General features: G+C 73.1%; 14 protein-coding genes. 10 read left to right on the top strand and 4 right to left on the bottom strand.

The annotated features are described in order from the left end of the window. Positions 1–54 precede the first annotated feature (54 nt). From O7606_RS25140 to O7606_RS25110, 7 genes are all read left to right on the top strand, one after another. Positions 55–3,981 (top strand): multifunctional oxoglutarate decarboxylase/oxoglutarate dehydrogenase thiamine pyrophosphate-binding subunit/dihydrolipoyllysine-residue succinyltransferase subunit, encoded by a 3,927-nt coding sequence (locus tag O7606_RS25140; protein WP_281596462.1) that lies wholly within the window; start codon positions 55–57, stop codon positions 3,979–3,981. Positions 3,982–4,035: 54 nt separating this feature from the next. Beyond that, complete coding sequence (locus tag O7606_RS25135) at positions 4,036–4,233, top strand: DUF6104 family protein (protein WP_281596461.1); 198 nt, start codon at positions 4,036–4,038, stop codon at positions 4,231–4,233. A 141-nt stretch (positions 4,234–4,374) separates the two neighbouring features. Then, positions 4,375–5,058 carry a hypothetical protein gene (locus O7606_RS25130; protein ID WP_281596460.1) on the top strand — a complete coding sequence of 228 codons (684 nt, stop codon included), beginning with the start codon at positions 4,375–4,377 and terminating at the stop codon, positions 5,056–5,058. Between the two features lie 79 nt (positions 5,059–5,137). After that, entirely contained in the window at positions 5,138–7,204 is a 2,067-nt protein-coding gene (pta, locus tag O7606_RS25125) for a phosphate acetyltransferase (RefSeq protein ID WP_281596459.1), read from the top strand. After that, entirely contained in the window at positions 7,201–8,316 is a 1,116-nt protein-coding gene (locus O7606_RS25120) for an acetate kinase (protein WP_281596458.1), read from the top strand. Before pta ends, O7606_RS25120 begins: the two co-directional genes overlap by 4 nt. Positions 8,317–8,966: 650 nt before the next feature. Further along, on the top strand, positions 8,967–9,869 hold the full coding sequence (locus tag O7606_RS25115; RefSeq protein ID WP_281596457.1) for an alpha/beta hydrolase: 903 nt from the start codon (positions 8,967–8,969) through the stop codon (positions 9,867–9,869). A 66-nt stretch (positions 9,870–9,935) separates the two neighbouring features. Then, complete coding sequence (locus O7606_RS25110) at positions 9,936–10,907, top strand: chlorophyllase (protein WP_281596456.1); 972 nt, start codon at positions 9,936–9,938, stop codon at positions 10,905–10,907. A gap of 36 nt (positions 10,908–10,943) precedes the next feature. Here O7606_RS25110 and O7606_RS25105 read toward each other — a convergent pair whose 3' ends face one another. The 3 genes from O7606_RS25105 to O7606_RS25095 all read right to left on the bottom strand — a co-directional run bounded on the left by O7606_RS25105 (position 10,944) and on the right by O7606_RS25095 (position 13,720). After that, positions 10,944–11,906 carry a zinc-binding dehydrogenase gene (locus tag O7606_RS25105; protein ID WP_281596455.1) on the bottom strand — a complete coding sequence of 321 codons (963 nt, stop codon included), beginning with the start codon at positions 11,904–11,906 and terminating at the stop codon, positions 10,944–10,946. 163 nt (positions 11,907–12,069) lie between these two features. Beyond that, a complete protein-coding gene (locus tag O7606_RS25100; RefSeq protein ID WP_281596454.1) occupies positions 12,070–13,248 on the bottom strand; it encodes an NADP-dependent malic enzyme in 1,179 nt (392 codons plus the stop codon). A gap of 139 nt (positions 13,249–13,387) precedes the next feature. Continuing rightward, positions 13,388–13,720 (bottom strand): S24/S26 family peptidase, encoded by a 333-nt coding sequence (locus O7606_RS25095; RefSeq protein ID WP_281599867.1) that lies wholly within the window; start codon positions 13,718–13,720, stop codon positions 13,388–13,390. 99 nt (positions 13,721–13,819) lie between these two features. On the opposite strand from O7606_RS25095, the gene sodN reads away from it, so the two are divergent. The 3 genes from sodN to O7606_RS25080 all read left to right on the top strand — a co-directional run bounded on the left by sodN (position 13,820) and on the right by O7606_RS25080 (position 15,185). Next, entirely contained in the window at positions 13,820–14,224 is a 405-nt protein-coding gene (sodN, locus tag O7606_RS25090) for a superoxide dismutase, Ni (protein WP_281596453.1), read from the top strand. A 65-nt stretch (positions 14,225–14,289) separates the two neighbouring features. Continuing rightward, on the top strand, positions 14,290–14,754 hold the full coding sequence (locus tag O7606_RS25085; RefSeq protein ID WP_281599866.1) for a GNAT family N-acetyltransferase: 465 nt from the start codon (positions 14,290–14,292) through the stop codon (positions 14,752–14,754). A gap of 23 nt (positions 14,755–14,777) precedes the next feature. Beyond that, the gene (locus O7606_RS25080; protein WP_281596452.1) at positions 14,778–15,185 is read left to right on the top strand and encodes an ATP-binding protein; all 408 of its coding nucleotides are present in this window, start codon (positions 14,778–14,780) and stop codon (positions 15,183–15,185) included. A 249-nt stretch (positions 15,186–15,434) separates the two neighbouring features. Here the strand turns inward: O7606_RS25080 and O7606_RS25075 are convergent, their stop codons facing one another. Further along, positions 15,435–15,830, bottom strand: a complete 396-nt coding sequence (locus O7606_RS25075; protein WP_281596451.1) for a hypothetical protein — start codon at positions 15,828–15,830, stop codon at positions 15,435–15,437. Positions 15,831–15,835: the final 5 nt, after the last annotated feature.

Below are 15,835 nucleotides of genomic sequence, written 5' to 3'. Positions count from 1 at the left end.
TGCTCGCGGACGCCGCGAGACATACAACGCGCGTGAAAGAGGCGATTACCGGCCGTGTCGACCCAGCAGACTTCGCAGGAGAACCCACTGGCGGGTTTCGGCCCGAACGAGTGGATCGTCGAGGAGATGTACCAGCGCTACCTCGCCGACCCCAACAGCGTCGATTCGGCCTGGCACGACTTCTTCGCCGACTACCAGCCGGGGCCGGGGGCCGGCAGCCCGTCGGCCACGCCCGCCCCGACGGCGTCCGCGTCGGGCGGGGCGGAGCCGGCCGGGCAGCAGGAGGCCGCCGGGAGCGTGACGCAGAGCGACGGCGGTGGCCCGGCCGCCACGTCGACGGCGACCGGGCCCGCCGAGGCCCGGCCCGCCGCCACGCCGAAGCCTGACGGGGCCAGGCCCGACGGAGCCAGGCCCGCCGAGAGCAGGGCCACCGAGAGCAGGCCGGCCGCCGCGCCGGCGAAGACCGCCCCGAAGAGCGCCGCCCCGGCGAAGCCGGCCGCCAAGGCCACCACCGACAAGGCGGCCACCGACAAGGCCGCGACCGACAAGGCGGCCACCGACAAGGCGGCGACCACGAAGACCACGGCCGCCAAGGCCGCGACCACGAAGGCCGGGCCGTCGTCGAACGGCGCCCGGACCACCCCGCTGCGCGGCGTCGCGGCGAAGATCGTCCAGAACATGGACGCCTCGTTGAGCGTGCCCACCGCGACGAGCGTGCGGGCCGTCCCGGCCAAGCTGCTCGTCGACAACCGCATCGTGATCAACAACCACCTGGCCCGGGGTCGCGGCGGCAAGGTCAGCTTCACCCACCTGATCGGGTACGCGATGGTCCGGGCGCTTGTCGAGCACCCGGAGATGAACAACTCCTTCGCCGAGGTCGACGGCAAGCCGGCGGTGGTCGCCCCGGAGCACGTCAACCTCGGCATCGCCATCGACCTCACCAAGCCCGACGGCACCCGCAACCTGGTCGTGCCGTCCATCAAGGCCTGCGAGCAGATGGACTTCCGGCAGTTCTGGCAGGCGTACGAGGACGTGGTCCGGCGGGCCCGCCGCAACGAGCTGACCATGGAGGACTACTCCGGCACCACGATCTCGTTGACCAACCCGGGCGGCATCGGCACCGTCCACTCGATGCCCCGGCTGATGACCGGCCAGAGCGCGATCATCGGCGTCGGCGCGATGGAGTACCCGGCCCCGTACCAGGGCATGAGCGAGGCCACCCTGGCCGACCTGGCGGTCAGCAAGGTCATCACGCTGACCAGCACGTACGACCACCGGATCATCCAGGGCGCCCAGTCCGGCGAGTTCCTCAAGGTGATGCACGAGCTGCTGCTCGGCGAGCACGGCTTCTACGACCAGCTCTTCACCTCGCTGCGCATCCCGTACGAGCCGGTGCGCTGGATGCGTGACGTCGCGGTGAACAGCGAGGGCCAGGTCAACAAGACCGCCCGGGTGCACGAGCTGATCCACGCGTACCGGGTGCGCGGTCACCTGATGGCCGACACCGACCCGCTGGAATTCAAGATCCGCAAGCACCCGGACCTGGACGTCCTCCAGCACGGGCTGACCCTGTGGGACCTGGACCGCGAGTTCCCGGTCAACGGCTTCGCCGGCCGGCAGCGGATGAAGCTGCGGGACATCCTCGGCGTGCTGCGCGACTCGTACTGCCGCCGCATCGGCATCGAGTACATGCACATCCAGGACCCGGAGGAGCGGCGCTGGATCCAGGAACGGATCGAGCTCGGGTACCAGAAGCCGAGCGCCGACGAGCAGAAGCACGTGCTCAACCGGCTCAACGCGGCCGAGGCGTTCGAGACCTTCCTCCAGACCAAGTACGTCGGGCAGAAGCGCTTCTCGCTGGAGGGCGGCGAGTCGCTGATCCCGCTGCTCGGCGAGGTGCTGGAGTCCTCGGCCGAGGCCGGGCTGGACGAGGTCGTCATCGGCATGGCCCACCGGGGCCGGCTGAACGTGCTGGCCAACGTGGTCGGCAAGCCGTACGAGAAGATCTTCTCGGAGTTCGAGGGGCACCTGGACCCGCGCTCCACGCAGGGCTCCGGCGACGTGAAGTACCACCTCGGCCAGAACGGCAAGTTCAGCACCCCGGACGGCGAGCACCAGGTCAAGGTCTCGGTGGTGGCGAACCCGTCCCACCTGGAGGCGGTCGACCCGGTGCTGGAGGGCATCGTCCGGGCCAAGCAGGACCGGATCGACCTGAAGCTGGAGGGCTACACCGTGCTGCCGCTGGCGGTGCACGGTGACGCCGCGTTCGCCGGTCAGGGCGTGGTCGCCGAGACGCTCAACCTCTCCCAGTTGCGGGGTTACCGCACCGGCGGCACGGTGCACGTGGTGGTCAACAACCAGGTCGGCTTCACCACCGCCCCGGAGTACAGCCGGTCCAGCCTCTACAGCACCGACGTGGCCCGGATGATCCAGGCGCCGATCTTCCACGTCAACGGTGACGACCCGGAGGCCGTGGTGCGGGTCGCCCGGCTGGCCTTCGAGTACCGGCAGGCGTTCAACAAGGACGTCGTCATCGACATGGTCTGCTACCGGCGGCGCGGGCACAACGAGGGCGACGACCCGTCGATGTCCAACCCCCAGATGTACAAGATCATCGACTCGAAGCGGTCGGTACGCAAGCTCTACACCGAGGAGCTGATCGGTCGGGGGGACATCACCGTGGAGGACGCGGAGGAGCTGCTCCGCGACTACCAGGCGCAGTTGGAGCGGGTCTTCAAGGCCACCCGGGACGCCGCCTCGGCCCCCAAGCAGGTCAGCCGGCCGCGTCGCGAGGACGAGCCGGAGCCGCAGGTGGAGACGGCCACCGACGCCGCCGTCGTCAAGGCGGTCGGCGACGCGCACGTCAACCTGCCCGACGGGTTCACCCCGCACAAGCGGATCCAGCAGCTCCTCGACCGGCGGGCCAGGATGTCCGTCGAGGGCGGCATCGACTGGGGCTTCGGCGAGATCATCGCGTTCGGGTCGCTGCTGCACGACGGGGTCACCGTCCGGCTCGCCGGTCAGGACTCCCGGCGCGGCACGTTCGTGCAGCGGCACGCCTCGATCGTGGACTCCCGCACCGGCGAGGACCACCTCCCGCTGAAGACGCTCACCGCCGACGGCGAGCGCTCCCGGTTCTTCGTGCACGACTCACTGCTCAGCGAGTACGCCGCGATGGGCTTCGAGTACGGCTACTCGGTGGAGAACGTCAACGCGCTGGTCTGCTGGGAAGCCCAGTTCGGTGACTTCGTCAACGGCGCCCAGTCGGTGATCGACGAGTTCATCTCCTCCGGCGAGGTGAAGTGGGGCCAGCGTTCCGCGGTCACCCTGCTGCTGCCGCACGGCCACGAGGGTCAGGGCCCGGACCACACGTCCGGCCGCCCCGAGCGGTTCCTCCAGATGTGCGCCGAGGACAACATGCGGGTGTCCATCCCGACCACCCCGGCTAACTACTTCCACCTGCTGCGCCGGCAGGCGCTGTCGCCGAAACGCAAGCCGCTGGTGGTGTTCACGCCGAAGTCCCTGCTGCGGCACAAGCTCTGCGTGTCGCCGGTGGAGGACTTCACCTCGGGCACCTTCCAGCCGGTGCTCGCCGACCCGGCCGCGCCCGCCCCGGAGCAGGTGAAGCGGGTTCTGCTCTGCTCGGGCAAGGTCTACTACGACCTGTTCCAGGCGCGGCAGGAGCGCGGCGTTACGGACACCGCGATCGTCCGGATCGAGCAGCTCTACCCGCTGCCGGTCGACCAGATCCGGGCCGCGCTCGCCGGCTTCCCCAACGCCGAGGACGTCGCCTGGGTGCAGGAGGAGCCGGCCAACCAGGGCGCCTGGAGCTTCGTCGCGCTCAACCTGCTGGAGCACCTGGACGACGTACGGTTGCGGCGCATCTCCCGGCCCGCCGCCGCCGCGCCGGCGGTCGGCTCGGCCAAGATGCACGACGTCGAGCAGGGCGCCCTCATCGAGGCCGCGCTTCCCCGTCCCTGACCCGCTACCCGCTGGGGCAGCGCCCGCCGTACCCGGTGGGCCTGCCCCAGCGGCATGTCCGAGGAGAGCACCATGTACTTCACCGACCGGGGTATCGAGGAGCTGGTCGAGCGGCGCGGGGAGGAATCCGTGTCGATCGAGTGGCTGGGCGAACGGTTGCGGGACTTCGTCGACCTGAACCCTGAGTTCGAGACGCCGATCGAGCGGTTCGCCACCTGGCTGGCCCGACTGGACGACGAGGACGAGGACTGACGGCCCCGGATGCGGGAGATGGACGGGCGTCACCCGGCGAGGTGATTGACACCCAGCGTCACCGGGGGGTGCACTGGTAGGCAGCGTCCCGGTCAGGCCGGCCCGGCCCGGCCGTACGCCGCCCGGCCCAGGGAGGCGACCGTGACCCCCGGATCCCCCAGACCCCCGCAGGACGCGGTGACCGTACGCCGGCTCCGGGTCGGCGTCGGCGTCGTCGGCCTCGCCCTGCCGATCGTCCTGATCGTCGGGCACGGCATCGTCGCCGGCCGACCCGTCCTGCTCGACTCGCTCAGCGGCTACTACCACAGCGAGCTGCGGGACGTCTTCGTCGGCAGCCTGTGCGCGGTCGGCGTGTTCCTGATCAGCTACCGTCACCGGTACCCCGACGACCTGATCAGCACGGTCGCCGGGGTGCTGGCGATCGCGGTGGCGCTGTTCCCCACCGCGCCGGCCGACCCGAGCCGCGCCGAACGGGCCGTCGGCGTGGCGCACCAGGTGTCCGCCGGCGCCCTCTTCCTGCTGCTGGCGGTCTTCTGCCTGGCCCTGTTCACCCGGCCCGACCCGACCGTCCGCCCCGACCCGAAACCGGGCAACCGGTTCTACCGCGCCTGCGGGTTCCTCATCCTGGCGGCGATCGGTTTGGCGGTGGCCAGCGTCGCCCTGCCCGACGACGTACGCGACACGCTCCGCCCGGTGTTCTGGTGCGAGACGGTCGCGGTCTTCGCCTTCGGCGCGGCCTGGCTGGCCCGCAGCGACGCGATCTTCCGGGCCGCCCACCCGCCCCGCGAGGACACCTCCCGCCCCGCCGAGCCCGCCCTCCCCTAGGACCCGACGAACACCACCGGACCCGCTGCCGGGACCAACGACCCGGGCGGCGACTGCGGCGCTCTTGTAGCGTGAGGGCGTGGCGCGCAGTGTCTACCTCACCGGCGTGGGCTCGGGCGGCGGCAAGTCCACCATCGCCCTCGGGCTCGCCGAGCTGCTCTCCCGGCAGGTCGAGCGGATCGGCGCGTTCCGGCCGCTGGTCCCCGCCGCCGCGCCCGACCCGATCCTCGCCCTGCTCGCCGACCGTTACCGCATCGCCCGGCCCCTCGACGAGCTGGGCGGCGCCACGTACCCGGAGGCGGCCGCCCTGGTCGGCGAGGGCCGACGGGAGGAGCTGGTCTCCCGGATCGTCCAGCGGTACCGGGCGGTGGAACGCCGCTGCCCGGCGATGGTGGTGGTGGGCAGCGACTTCGACGACACCGGTGACCCGGGCAACCCCCGCGAGCTGGCGTTCAACGCCCGGCTCGCGGTCGAGTTCGGCAGCGTCGTGGTGCCCGTGGTGGACGGTTTCGGGCAGCAACCGGCGGCGATCGCGTCGACGGCGCGCGGCGCGTACCACGATCTGGTCGACCTGGGGGCGACGGTGCTGGCGGTGATCGCCAACCGGGTGTCCGACGCGATGACGCTGCCCGAGCTGCCCGTCCCGACGTACGCGATCCCGGAGGTGCCCACGGTGTCGGCGCCGACGGTGGCCGAGGTGGCGGCGGCGCTCGGCGCGACCGTGCTGGCCGGCGATGACGCCGCCCTCGACCGGGACGTGCTGGACTACGTGGTCGGCGCGGCGCACGTGCCGGCCCTGCTGGACCACCTCACCGACGGCTGCCTGATGATCACCCCCGGGGACCGGGACGACCTGCTGGTCGCCGCGAGCGCCGCGCACGTGGCCGGGCAGGTGTCGCTGGCCGGGCTGGTGCTGACCCTCGGTGAGCGGCCCGACCCGCGGGCGATGCGGCTGGTGGAGCGCCTGAACACCGGCCTCGCCGTGCTCTCCGTGCCGACCGACAGCTACCACACGATCTCCGCCGCCAACCGGATCGAGGGCCGCCCCAGCACGGCCAACCCGCGCAAGGTGGAGGCGGCGTTGGGCGCGTTCGAGGCGCACGTGGACACCGTCGACCTGGCCCGCCGGCTGGAGGTCACCCGTTCGGCGCGGGTCACCCCGCTGATGTTCGAGTACGACCTGATCGACCGGGCCCGGGCGCAGCGACGGCGGCTGGTGCTCCCCGAGGGAGCGGAGGAGCGCATCCTGCGGGCGGCGGAGATCCTGCGCCGCCGGGGAGTCGCCGACCTGACCCTGCTCGGCCGCCACGACGACATCGCCCGCCGCACCCGGGAGCTGGGCATCGACATCGGCGACGCCGAGCTGGTCGACCCGGCGACCAGCGACCTGCGGGACGACTTCGCCGCCGAGTACGCGCGACTGCGCGCCCACCGGGGCATGACCGTCGAGTTGGCGCACGACGTCGTGGCCCGGCCGAACTACTTCGGCACGATGATGGTGCGGCTCGGGCACGCCGACGGGATGGTCTCCGGGGCCACCCACACCACCGCCGCCACCATCCGCCCGGCGTTCGAGATCATCCGTACCGTGCCGGGGCTCTCCGTCGCCTCCAGCGTCTTCTTCATGCTGCTGGCCGACCGGGTGCTGGTGTACGGCGACTGCGCCGTCAACCCCGACCCGGACGCCGACCAGCTCGCCGACATCGCGATCTCCTCGGCCGACACCGCCGCCCGGTTCGGCGTCGAGCCCCGGGTGGCGATGCTGTCGTACTCGACCGGCAGCTCCGGCGCGGGCGCCGACGTGGAGAAGGTCGCGGCGGCCACCGCGCTGGTCCGGGAACGCCGCCCGGAGCTGCTCGTCGAGGGGCCGATCCAGTACGACGCGGCGATCGACCCGTCCGTCGCCGCGACGAAGCTGCCGGAGAGCACGGTCGCCGGGCGGGCCACGGTGTTCGTCTTCCCCGACCTGAACACCGGTAACAACACGTACAAGGCGGTGCAGCGCTCGGCCGGCGCGGTCGCGGTCGGCCCGGTGATGCAGGGTCTGCGCCGGCCGGTCAACGACCTGTCCCGGGGGGCCACCGTCGCGGACATCGTCAACACGGTGGCGATCACCGCCATCCAGGCCGCCGGGGAGCCGTCGTGACCGATCGGGTGCTGGTGCTCAACTGCGGGTCGTCGTCGGTTAAGTACCGGCTGTACGACGGCGACGACGTACGCGCCACCGGGACGGTCGAGCGGGTCGGCGAGCCCGGCGGCGGGCCGGCCGACCACGCCGCCGCCGTCCGGGAGATCCTGGCCGGGCTGGACCTGACCGGGCTGACCGCGGTCGGGCACCGGGTGGTGCACGGCGGCCGGCGGTTCACCGAGCCGGTGCTGGTCGACGAGGCGGTGCTGGCCGCGATCCGGGAGCTGTTCCCGCTCGCCCCGCTGCACAACCCGGCGAACCTGGCCGGCATCGAGGTGACCCGGGCGCTGCTGCCGGACGTCCCGCAGGTCGCGGTCTTCGACACCGCGTTCCACCACACCCTGCCCGAGGCCGCCGCCACGTACGCGATCGACCGGGACACCGCCCGCCGGTACGACATCCGCCGGTACGGCTTCCACGGCACCTCGCACGCGTACGTGTCGCGGCGCACCGCCGAGCTGCTCGGCCGGGCGTACGGGGAGACCAACACCATCACCCTGCACCTGGGCAACGGGGCGAGCGCCTGCGCGGTCGCCGGTGGGCGCAGCGTCGCCACCTCGATGGGGATGTCCCCGCTGGAGGGCCTGGTGATGGGCACCCGCAGCGGGGACCTCGACCCGACGGTGATCTTCCACCTGCGCCGCGAGGGCGGGCTCGGCGTGGACGAGATCGACGACCTGCTCAACCACCGCAGCGGCCTGCTCGGCCTGACCGGCGCGAACGACATGCGCGAGGTGCTGGCCCGCCGGGCCGCCGGCGACCCGGCGGCGACGCTGGCCTTCGACGTCTACTGCCGGCGGATCACCGGGTACGTGGGCGCGTACTACGCGCTGCTCGGGCGGGTCGACGCGGTGACGTTCACCGCCGGGGTGGGCGAGCACGCCGCCCCGGTGCGCGCCGCCGCGCTGGCCGGGCTGGGTCGGTTGGGGATCACCGTCGACGGGGAACGCAACACCGCCGGCACGGGTGACCGCCTCGTCTCACCAGACGGCGCGGAGGTGGCGGTCTGCGTGGTCGGCACCGACGAGGAACGGGAGATCGCCCGCGCCGCCCGCGCCCTCGCCGGCTAGACGCCCTCCGGCTAGACGCCCTCCGGCTGGACGCCCTCCGGCGCGCCACACCACCGTCCCTGTGTCGGTCGTGGCGCCTACGACACCACCAACCTCGGTGACTCTCCGTGGCTACACTCCCCGGCAGCGACGCAGGTGCACGGTGAGTTACCTCCTCGCAGGAAAGCCACACCCCGATCCGCCCTTTGCTCTGCACCCGGATGCGCACCACCGGCGTGAAAAGGCAAAAGACAAGCTGAATGATCCTTTCCCGAGGCAGGCGACGGCCACCAAGGGTGACTGGCGCGGTGATGGGTGCAGAGCAAAGGGCCCGCGAGGGTGGACAGACCGTCGATTGACATGACTGTGGGTAGCGAACGTGTCGTGCGGCGGAACCATGAGCAGTGGAGGTGTGACGCTCCCCGTCGAGCGGTCGAGCGGTCGAGCGATGAACGGCGGGCGGCGGGCGGCGGGCCGCGGGCGGCGGCGCGGGTCGTCGCCGCCCGACGGGGAGCAACCACCACGACGAGCCGGCCGGCTCACCCGGTTCCGGGGAGAAGAAGCCCGGATGAACGGATTCCGGCGGGGCCGGGCGGGTTCAGCCCCTCGGCGGGCCGACGAGCACCGGAAAGGTGGGCGCGGCACCCACCACCAGCGCCTACCGTCGGGGCATGTTCGTGCCGCGTCTGGTCGCCGCGCTGGTCGCCGCGTCGCTCACCGTGCTGCTCGTCGGTTGCGGTTCGGTCACCGCGGCGCCCGGGGTGGCCGCGTCGCCCCGTCCGGCGCCCCGGGAGGCGTACCTCGTCGGGGTGCGCACGCTCACCGTCGACGCCGGCTCGGCCCGACCGCTGCGGGTGACCGTCTGGTACCCGGCTGCCGCCGGCCGGGTCGCGCCGGGGCGGTTCCCCCTGGTGCTGCACAGTCACGGCCTGCGCAGCCTGCCCGCGCTGCACACCGCCCTGACCACCCGCTGGGCGGCGGCCGGCTTCGTGGTCGCCGCGCCCACGTACCCGAACACCAACCTCCGCGCGGCCCGGTTCAGCCGGCACGACGTCCGCAACCAACCGGCGGACGCCTGGCGGGTGATCCGCCACCTGACCCGGCTGGCCGGCACCCGGGGCGACCCTCTCGCCGGTCATCTGGACACCGGACGGATCGCCGCGAGCGGGCACTCGGCGGGCGGTTTCACCACCGCCGGCATGTTCACCTCGGGTCACCCGGAGCGGCTGCGGGCCGGCATCATCATCGCCGGGGGCGGCATGGCGGGCAGTTTCGCCGGGCCACCGGCCACCCTGCTCTTCGTGCACGGCGCGGCCGACCAGGTGGTGCCGCACCACGTCGGCCGGTCCGCGTACGCCCGCACCGACTGGCCCCGGGCCTTCCTGACCCTGCCCGGTCAGGGCCACGGCGAATACCTGACCCCGGGCCGTCCCGGCTTCGCGCAGGTCCTCGCCGCCAGCACCGACCTGCTGCGCTGGCGGCTCTACGACGATCCGGCGGCCGGACGGCGGATCGCCGCCGGGGCGACGCGGGCCGGGGTCACCCACTTCGAGAACCACCTCGGCCCCGCCTGAGCGCCACCCACCGCGACCGGGCCGAGCCGGGCCGGGCGGCCCAGGTCGCGAGGCACAATCGAGAGCATGTTCCGTCGTCCCGGTCCCGGTCTCGTCGCCGCCACGTTGCTCACCGTCGGCCTGGCCGCCTGCTCGACGGGCGCCGTCCCGACCGCCCCGCCGCCGGCCGCGGAACCGTCGACCACCACCAGCCCCGCCGGCCCCGGCATACCCCCGGGGCAGGCGCCGGAGCGGTCGTTCGCGGTCGGCGTACGCCAGCTCGACCTCAACCGGGACGGCGGCCGCCCGCTGCCGGTGACCCTCTGGTACCCGGCCCGCGGCGAGGCGGGCGGCGCCGTCGGACGCTCCGCCCCGGCGGCCGACGGCCGGTTCCCGGTGGTGCTGTTCAGTCACGGATTGAACGCCCGGCCGGCCGACTACGCCACCCTGCTGACCCGCTGGGCGGCGGCCGGTTTTGTGGTGGCCGCGCCGACCTTCCCGCACACCGGTCGGGGAACCGACCAGGTCAACGCCCTCGACGTGCTCAACCAGCCGGCCGACGTCTCGTACGTGCTGACCGAGGTGCTGAAGCTGGACGCGCGCTCCGGCGACCCGCTGCGCGGGCGGTTGGCCGGCGACCGGGTGGCCGCCACCGGGCACTCGGCCGGCGGGGTCACCACCATCGGCCTGTTCACCGCCGGACGTGACGACCGGCTCGACGCCGGGGTGGTCTTCGCCGGCGCAGCCCTCGGGGTGGGCAGCGCCTTCGCCGGCGCCGCCGCGCCCCAGCTCTTCGTGCACGGCGAGCTCGACGAGGTGGTGAACTACTCGTCCGGCCGGGCCGCCTACGAGCGGGTGCCCTGGCCCAAGGCGATGTTGAGCCTGCCGCAGGGCGACCACGGGCGGGCCCTGCTCACCGACGGCGTGTCCCTGCGGGTCGTCGCGGACACCACCACCGAGTTCCTCCGCTGGTCCCTCTACGGCGACCAGGCCGCCAAACGCCGGCTCCCGGCGGACGCGGCCCGGGGCGGGCTGGCCACCTTCGACGACCAGCTCTGACCCGCGACCCGACCCGCCCGGCGGTCGGGCGCGCCGTCAGCTCGTGTGGTCGACGACGACCTTGCCGAAGACCTGCCCGGAGCCCAGCCGGGCGAACGCCTCGCCCACCCGGCTGAACGGGTGCACGCTGTCGATCACGGGCCGCGCCCCGTGGGCCGCGCAGAAGGCGAGCACCTGCGTCAACTCGTCCGGCGTGCCCATCGAGGTGCCGACGATCTCCAACTGCATCGCGAAGATCCGGCGCAGGTTGACCGTCGGCTCGTACCCGGCGGTCGCCCCGGACACCACGATCCGGGCCAGCGGCGCGGCGGACTTCAGCGAGTGGTCGAAGGTGGCCGCGCCGACCGTCTCGATCACCAGGTCGACCCGTTCGGGCAGCCGCCCGCCCGGCTCCACCGGGGTCGCCCCGAGGGCGGCGACCCGGTCCCGCTTGGCCGCGTCGCGGCTGGTCGCGTAGACCCGCTTGCCCATCGCCACGGCCAGCACGACGGCCGCGGTGGCGACGCCGCCGCCGGCGCCCTGCACGAGCACGGCGTCGGCCTCGTCCACCCGGCCCTTCGTGGTGAGCATCCGCCACGCGGTGAGCCAGGCCGTCGGCAGGCAGGCGGCGTCCGTGACGGACAGCCCCGTCGGCAGCGGCAGCAGATTCGACCTGGGTACGGCCACCCGCTCGGCGAGCGTGCCCGGGGCGTGCTCGGAGAGGATCGACATGCCGCGCGGGTCGCCCGGGTCGGCGATCAGCGGGTACACGACGACCTGGTTGCCGTCCGGGTCCACGCCCACCGCGTCGCAGCCGAGGATCATCGGCAGCCGGTCCTCGCGCAGGCCGACGCCGCGCAGTGACCAGAGGTCGTGGTGGTTGAGCGAGCTGGCGAGCACCCGTACGGTCACCCAGTCCTCGGCCCACGGAGTCGGGTCGGGTCGGTCACCGACGGTGAGCGCGGCGAGCGGGTCGGCGTCGTCGAAGCGGGAGGCATAGGCGGCACGCATGGTCGGCACCGTAACAAGACGCCCGGGACGGCGCAGCCGACCAGCCGCAGCTCCGGGCCCCGACGCCCGACCCGCCCGGCCGGCGGTCCGGCCCGCCGGCCCACCGACCCGGACGTCGGCAGGGGCGCCTTCCTGCTCGCCAGGCGTCAGGAAAGCGCCCCTGCCCCGTCGCTCAGGCGCGGGCGACGCCGTCGGCGCGGGCCGCGCCGGCGACGGCCTCGGCCACCGCCGGCGCGACCCGCGGGTCGAGCGGCGACGGCACGATCGCGTCGGCGGTGAGCGACTCGGCGACCACGCCGGCGATCGCGTCGGCCGCGGCCACCTTCATGTTCTCGGTGATCCGGGTGGCCCGGGCGTCCAGCGCGCCCCGGAACACGCCCGGGAAGGCGAGCACGTTGTTGATCTGGTTGGGGTAGTCGCTGCGGCCGGTGGCGACCACCGCGACGTGCCGGGCGGCCACCTCGGGGTGCACCTCGGGCGTCGGGTTGGCCAACGCGAAGACGATGCCGCCGGGGGCCATGCCGGCCACCGCCGCCTCGGGGATCTGCCCGCCGGAGACGCCGACCAGCACGTCCGCGTCGCGCAGCGCCTCGGTGACGTCGCCCCGCCGGCCGGCGCTGTTGGTGATCGCGGCCAGCTCGGCCTTGGTCGCGGTGAGGTCGCCGCGGTCGCCGGTGAGGATGCCGCGGGAGTCGCAGACCACCACGTCGTCCGGGTTCACCCCGCCGGCGATGAGCATCTTCGTCACCGCGATGCCGGCCGCGCCCGCGCCGCTGACCGCCACCCGCAGGTCGCCGAGCTTGCGGTTGAGCAGCCGGGCGGCGTTGCGCAGGGCGGCGAGCACGACGATCGCGGTGCCGTGCTGGTCGTCGTGGAAGACCGGGATCGACAGGGCCTCGTCGAGCCGCCGCTCGATCTCGAAGCAGCGCGGGGCGCTGATGTCCTCCAGGTTGATCCCGCCGAACGACGGGGCCAGCGCGGTCACCGCCGCCACGATCTCGTCGGTGTCCTGGGTGTCCAGGCAGATCGGCACGGCGTCCACCCCGCCGAACTGCTTGAACAGCACCGCCTTGCCCTCCATCACCGGCATCGCCGCGCGGGGGCCGATGTTGCCCAGGCCGAGCACGGCCGAGCCGTCGGTGACCACCGCGACGGTGTGCGACACCCAGGTGTAGTCGTCCACCAGGGCGGGGTCGGCGGCGATGGCCTCGCAGACCCGCGCCACCCCCGGTGTGTACGCGAGGGAGAGGTCCTCCCGGCTGGTGAGCGGAACCGTCGAGGTGACGGCCATCTTTCCGCCGGCGTGCAACCGGAAGACGGGATCAGCGGGATCCACAGAAGACGATGACATGGTGACTCCAGGATCTGTCGAGCAGATGGTCCGGCCAGCCGGGCCACGTGGTCAGCGGCAGCGGGCGGCGCGCGGTGCGGGGGGTCACCCGGGCACCGCCCGAGCATAGTGTCCGGGTGATCCTCGAATGTGAGTAGGGTCATACCCGTCGGTCACTGAAGCGCCGTGGTCGTGGCCAGTACCGGGCGACGACGCGTCCGCGCACGTCAGCCACCCCGTACGCCCGGGAGTCGTCGGTGACCAGCTCGTTGTCGCCACGTACCCACCAACCGCCGTCGGCCGGACGGACCGCGCGCTTGACCACGAGCAGCTCCGGCCGGCTCCGGAAGACCGCGACCACGAGGTCGCCGGGGCGGACGGCGCGACCGCCCCGCCGGACCAGCAGCGCGTCGCCGTGCCGCAGCGTCGGGGCCATGGACGGCCCGGTCACCAGTACGGCCGACAGCGGCCCACGCCACCCCCACGCGGACATCTCGTCGCCGCCCACCGGTTTCACCTCCGCCCCGTCGGGGAGCAGTTTCCAGGAGTAATGTCATGTCGGATCATCGCAAACGTCCCATGGAGGCTCCCGATGCGTCTTCCCCGCATCTTCACGCCACGCGTGACCGTCAGTGCCCACTGCGACCTGCCGTGTGGCGTCTACGACCCGGCGCAGGCCCGGATCGAGGCCGAATCAGTCAAAATGATCTGCGAGAAGTACCAGGCGAACACCGACCCCGAGTTCCGCACCCGCGCCCTGATCATCAAGGAGCAGCGCGCCGAGCTGGTCAAGCACCACCTCTGGGTGCTCTGGACGGACTACTTCAAGGCACCCCACTTCGAGAAGTACGCGAACCTGCACACGCTGTTCAACGAGGCCACCAAGCTGGCCGGCGCCTCCGGCGCCAAGGGCACCGTCGACCCGGCCAAGGCCGACGAGCTGCTGCAGAAGATCGACGAGATCGCCAAGATCTTCTGGGAGACCAAGCAGGCGTGACGGTCGGCGCACAGGCACCGACGATCCGGCCGGCGCGTCCCGAGGACGTGCCGGCCGTCGTCGCCATGGTGCACGAGCTGGCGGAGTACGAGCAGGCCGCGGAGCAGTGCCACCTCACCGTGGAGCAGTTGCACACGGCCCTGTTCGGTCCGGCCCCCGCCCTGTACGGGCACGTGGCGGTCGACCCGGCGGGCGAGCCTGTCGGTTTCATGTTGTGGTTCCTCAGCTTCTCCACCTGGGAGGGTGGGCACGGCATCCACCTGGAGGACCTGTACGTCCGACCGGCGGCCCGGGGCACCGGAACGGGACGCCTGCTGCTGGCCGCGCTCGCCGCGATCTGCGTCGAACGTGGCTACCAGCGGCTGGAGTGGGTGATGTTGGACTGGAACCCGGCGGCCGGCTTCTACCAGGCGATCGACGCCCACCCGGTCGACCAGTGGGTGCCGTACCGGCTGGCCGGGGCGGCGCTGCGCCGGCTGGCCGAGCAGGCGACGACCGCTGGAGGAGCGTCCCTGGCCCCGACCGGGTAGAGTCCCCGACCGGGGGGATGAGCGTGACTCAACTGACCGGGCAGCCGACGACCGACGAGGACGTCGTGCACCTGACCGTGCCCGCTGACGGCGGCTACCTCAGCGTGCTGCGCACCGCGACGGCCGGCCTCGCCGCGCGTCTCCAGTTCGCCCTCGACGAGATCGAGGATCTGCGGATCGCCGTCGACGAGGCGTGCGCCATGCTGCTCGCCATCGCCACCCGGGACGCCGAGCTGCAATGCTGCTTCGCGGTCACCGAGGACGCGCTGACCGTCCAGGTGACGGTGCCGACGGTACGCGGCGCGAAGCTGCCCGCCGAGTCGTCCTTCGCGTGGAAGGTGCTCACCGCGCTCACCACCTCCGCCTCGGCGACCGCCGCCGACGGCCAGGCCACCATCTCCCTGCTCACCCGTCGCGCCTCCGGCCGCTGACCCCCACGCGACCGCGCCATCGCGTCCCGCCCGGACCGCCACCGCCCCGCCCTGACCGCCACCGGCGTGCCGTCGCCACTTCGGATCCCTGAAACCGCGGTGTCCGCCATCGGGGACGCACCGACATCCACGAAACGGCGCACCGACCGACAGGCGACGCGGACCGACAGGCGAGGCGGGGCGGGGCGGCGCGGGGGGCGGGAAGGCGCGACGGGCGTCGACCGGGCGGGCGGCGGCGGGAGCGTGGGGTCAGTCGTCGAGGAGGCCGAGGGCGCGGGTGGTGGCCGGGGCGAGCAGGAGCGCGCAGACCCCTACCCCGAGGGCCATCAGGGGCGCCCCGAGCCAGCCCAGCCCGCCCTGGATCATGTACCAGCCGATCGGCAGCAGCATGAGCTGCAACACGATGGCCGGGGCCCGGGCGCCGGCCCGGCGGCGGGCGAGTCCGCTGCCGAGCGCCCAGAGCGCCACCGCGCCGCCCGCCGCGAACAGGGTGATCAGCAGCGCCGAGGTGAGGTCCTGGGCCTCGGCGGTGAGGTTCTCGTAGACCAGCCAGACGGCGACCAGAGCGAGGGCTACCGCCTCCGCCCGCAGCAGCCGGGTCGCCCAACTCAGCGTGGCGGGAACCGGGTCGGAGTCGATCGTCACGACGA

Source organism: Micromonospora sp. WMMD882 (assembly GCF_027497255.1).
Classification (GTDB): domain Bacteria; phylum Actinomycetota; class Actinomycetes; order Mycobacteriales; family Micromonosporaceae; genus Micromonospora.
The sequence above is the reverse complement of the archived record's forward strand: the minus strand, read 5'-3'. Positions and strand labels throughout refer to the sequence as shown.

Bases quoted from the DNA above. Each gene is read 5' to 3' on its own strand.
- O7606_RS25110 (WP_281596456.1), top strand. From the start codon at position 9,936: ATGTTCCGTCGTCCCGGTCCCGGTCTCGTCGCCGCCACGTTGCTCACC.
- O7606_RS25100 (WP_281596454.1), bottom strand. From the start codon at position 13,248: ATGTCATCGTCTTCTGTGGATCCCGCTGATCCCGTCTTCCGGTTGCAC.
- O7606_RS25115 (WP_281596457.1), top strand. From the start codon at position 8,967: ATGTTCGTGCCGCGTCTGGTCGCCGCGCTGGTCGCCGCGTCGCTCACC.
- sodN (WP_281596453.1), top strand. From the start codon at position 13,820: ATGCGTCTTCCCCGCATCTTCACGCCACGCGTGACCGTCAGTGCCCAC.
- O7606_RS25085 (WP_281599866.1), top strand. From the start codon at position 14,290: ATGGTGCACGAGCTGGCGGAGTACGAGCAGGCCGCGGAGCAGTGCCAC.
- O7606_RS25135 (WP_281596461.1), top strand. From the start codon at position 4,036: ATGTCCGAGGAGAGCACCATGTACTTCACCGACCGGGGTATCGAGGAG.
- O7606_RS25095 (WP_281599867.1), bottom strand. From the start codon at position 13,720: ATGTCCGCGTGGGGGTGGCGTGGGCCGCTGTCGGCCGTACTGGTGACC.